The sequence below is a fragment of the Halarsenatibacter silvermanii genome (assembly GCF_900103135.1).
Taxonomy (GTDB): domain Bacteria; phylum Bacillota; class Halanaerobiia; order Halanaerobiales; family Halarsenatibacteraceae; genus Halarsenatibacter; species Halarsenatibacter silvermanii.
This window is the reverse complement of the sequence record NZ_FNGO01000053.1, coordinates 1-3536: the sequence shown is the minus strand read 5'-3', so window position 1 is coordinate 3536 and position 3536 is coordinate 1. Positions and strand designations below refer to the sequence as shown.

Annotated in this window: 2 protein-coding genes and 1 pseudogene; all 3 read right to left on the bottom strand. The window is 50.0% G+C overall.

Annotated features, from left to right (window positions below; translation table 11 throughout):
• Positions 1-312: 312 nt before the first annotated feature.
• Positions 313-2127 (bottom strand): GTP-binding protein, encoded by a 1815-nt coding sequence (locus BLT15_RS12855; protein ID WP_089762465.1) that lies wholly within the window; start codon positions 2125-2127, stop codon positions 313-315.
• Between the two features lies 1 nt (position 2128).
• Positions 2129-3010 (bottom strand): sulfate adenylyltransferase subunit CysD, encoded by an 882-nt coding sequence (cysD, locus tag BLT15_RS12850; protein ID WP_089762463.1) that lies wholly within the window; start codon positions 3008-3010, stop codon positions 2129-2131.
• 261 nt (positions 3011-3271) lie between these two features.
• A pseudogene (locus BLT15_RS12845) lies at positions 3272-3536 on the bottom strand (hypothetical protein); the annotation flags it as partial.

The following is a 3536-nucleotide window of genomic DNA, read 5'->3' as shown; positions in this document are numbered from 1 at the left end:
ATAAGGTAATAAGAAGGTTGATAGGCGGTGATTTATAGGACTGACATAGGATTGGGTTTTGTTGAAAATTATAAAGAGTGATAACCTCAATAGGGACGGGCAGTTTATGCTGCTGCTCAAGCTTTGGGGCTAAAACCGAGATGACGTTGGAGCAAGAAATAGCACTTCCCTCGCGAGGGCACTTCCTGAGCCCGCGCTCGGCTCACCACCTCCCTGTGGCTCGATCCTATTTCTGGCCTATTATTCAAGCATAAACCCTTCCCCACAGCTAAGATTCACCAGCACAGTCCTGCCCGCCCACTCACACTCGCTTTACCAGGGCTTAAAGATAATTCCTCTGTCTTGCAGGAGCTGCTTTATCCTATGCGCGGATTCCTGCTCATCCTCAAAACTCGGTATATGCAGGTCATAGCTTACATCGGTGGTGATATTCTCACCTATCCACACCGTCTCTATCTGGCGGGAATCGACGGTGGTCTCTATCAGCTCTAAATCCTGCTGTCTTATCTCTATGGCGGTCACAATCAATATAGTGCCAGCATCCAGCATGATGTTCGATACCTCGGCCAGCCGCCTTAGATGCTCCTGCTTGTGGTTCTCCTCGGCATGTTTGATGTCCGCATCGACTCCATACAGCACATTGCCGATTCCCAAAAAGTAAACAACTTTGCCGTCATTGAAAAGCTGCTGCTCTAAGGCTTTGGCGGTGGGCTTTTTGCCCACATCTTCCTCCCCGGTGATCAGCACCATCGTAGGCTGCTGGCTGTACTTTTCCGCTCTTCGCTCTCTGCTTATCCGGCTTGACTCCCACTTATAGTTTCTCAGCATTACCTTCTCTCGCACCCAGCTGTGCTCATCCTTAAGCGGTTCCTGGATGATGCCGCCGCCTGCTATCTCATAATCATCGACCAGGACAAAGCGGCTGGTGTTGGTAAGCTCACCGGAGAGATCGAAGGAAATCGCCTCATCCAGGTCCAGCACCACCTCGGCCACATCATGGCGGTCCACCTTTTCCTTGTCCTGGCGCTGGGAGAGATCGGAGGCATCTATCGTCCGCTTTATCTCCTCCAATCGGGCCCTACTGCGGGAGGTATTGAGCTTGAGATCATAGGTTTTATCCTTCTTTAGAGGCTCTTCACCCAGCCAGAAGATGTTGGCTCTCAGCCTGCTGCCTGTCTCCGGCTTCATCTCTCCGTTTTTGGTGGCCACCTCTCCCCGGGTTATGTAAATCTGCTCCTCCAGGGTAAGGCCGGTGGCTTGGCCCACCCCCACGGACTTATGCTCGGGCTCATTAAAACCCTCAATGCTCTTGACTGCGCTTTTCTTGCCGGAGGGGTAAAAAGCTATCTCATCTCCCACCTCTATGGAGCCGGATTCGACGGTACCGGCCACAATCCGCCTGTCATCTCCACCTTTGGTGAACTTATAGACATCCTGTACGGGGAGACGAAAGGGTTTGTCGGCAGGGAGTTTCTCGTTCTCGAAACTTTCCAGAATATCCAGCACTGTTCTGCCCTCATACCAGCTCATATTCTCGGAATTATCTATCAGGTTATCACCCTCAAAACCGCTTACTGGCACAAATGTTTCCGGCTCTATATCTATTTCCTCCAGAAACTGGCTGTATTCAGCTTTGATATCCTCATACACTTCCCGGTCATAATCCACCAGGTCCATCTTGTTCACCAGCACTGCTATCTGGTCTATGCCCAGCATGGAGAGCATGTAGCCGTGCCGGCGGGAGTTTTCCTGCACTCCGGCCGCGGCATCTATGACCAGCAGGGCCGCTTCGGCTTTGGCTGCTCCGGTCACCATGTTCTTGAGAAACTCTATATGACCGGGAGCATCCAGGATTATGTACTTCCGGTAATCGGTCTCAAAAAAGACCCGGGCGGAATCTATGGTGATGCCCTGGGACTGCTCATCCTTAAGCGCATCCAGCAGGAAGGCATATTCAAAGGGTTTGGAGTTTTTGCGGCAGTTCTCCTTTACCTGCTCCAGCTTGCCCTCGGGCAGGGAATCGGTATCGGCTAAGAGTCTGCCGATGATGGTGCTCTTGCCGTGGTCAACGTGTCCGGCCATTACCAGCTTAATATCCTGTTCTTCTGTTCCTGTCTCTGTCTGCATATTACATATACCCCTCTCTGCGCAGTGATTCCAGGCCGCCGCCGTCCTCTTCATCCTGAGCTCTGCCGTCTCTTTCCGCTATATCGGAAAACTTGCCTGATTTAAGCTCGTCTACAACTTCCTCCACATTCCTGGCGGTGGACTCCACGGTATCGGTGCAGGGATAACAGCCCAGTGAACGATAGCGCTCCCCCTCACCCTGATCAAAATAGAGAGAGACAATCGGTATATTCTCCCTCTGGATATATTCCCAGATATCGACCTCTGTCCAGTCCAGGATGGGATGGATGCGCACATGGGTGCCAGGGGCAAAGTCGGTCTTGTACTGGCTCCAGAACTCGGGGGGCTGTTCACTCACATGCCAGTCGTTATTTTCATCCCGGGCGGAGAAGTATCTTTCCTTGGACCTCGACCCTTCTTCATCGGCCCGGCCGCCCACTATCACTCCGGTATAGGGTTCTTTATTGTCATCCAATTCGTATTCTCCGGTATTGTGGTTTAACCTGTATCGAGGCCAGCTGCCGTCCAGGGTTCTCTTCAGGGCCTCTGTTTTCATATTCTCACAGCACTCTAAATGGGTGGCATCTCCTTCGGGGAATGTCCTGTTCTCCTCCAGGGCTTCCTCGTTGACGCCGTAGATCATCTCCAGCTCCCATTCCCGGGCCAGTTTGTCTCTGTGCTCTATCATCTCGGGTATCATATAGCCGGTATCTATGTGCACTAAAGGCAGGGGTACATGGCCGAAAAAGGCTTTGCGGGCCAGCCATAACATCACGGTGCTGTCTTTGCCTACTGACCACAGCATGGCCAGGTTATCGAATTCGCTGTAGGCTTCGCGTAAAATATGTATGCTTTTGTTTTCCAGTTTGTCCAGGTGGTCCATTTATGTTACCTCCTGTACCTTAAGATTTATTTTTAGAAAGTTTTGGTTTTTCTATACATAAGATATGTTATCATATTTCTGGCTTTATGTCAGCACCTGATTTGCCTCTTTATTACTAAGGGAAAATTGATCGGGGGTGATTTAGAGGCTTTTATTATAGCGGTGGTCGATATTAACAGGGGCGTCTTTAAGGGCGGACAGTTTATGCGGCTGCTCAAGCTATCTTAAATGCAGCAGCACAGTCCTGCCCGCCCCTGGCTGCTACTCTTCTTTCAAAAGTTCTCTTACATCATCTATATCTTCTATATTGAATATATTATCTCTAATTTTGATTAAATCTTCCTTATCGGCTTTTTCCATTGACTGTTTTATATCTTCTGGTAGCTCACCGGAAAATTTCTTTTTTAGTTGTGATGTAAAAGTTTTCGCCATACCTTCTTTCCTGCCCTCTTTTCTACCTTCTTCTCTGCCTTCTTTTCTCAACCTTTCGGCAGTGCTTTCCACTATCTCTCCACCTCCCGTTAGC

Bases quoted from the DNA above. Each gene is read 5' to 3' on its own strand.
- BLT15_RS12855 (WP_089762465.1), bottom strand. From the start codon at position 2,127: ATGCAGACAGAGACAGGAACAGAAGAACAGGATATTAAGCTGGTAATG.
- cysD (WP_089762463.1), bottom strand. From the start codon at position 3,010: ATGGACCACCTGGACAAACTGGAAAACAAAAGCATACATATTTTACGC.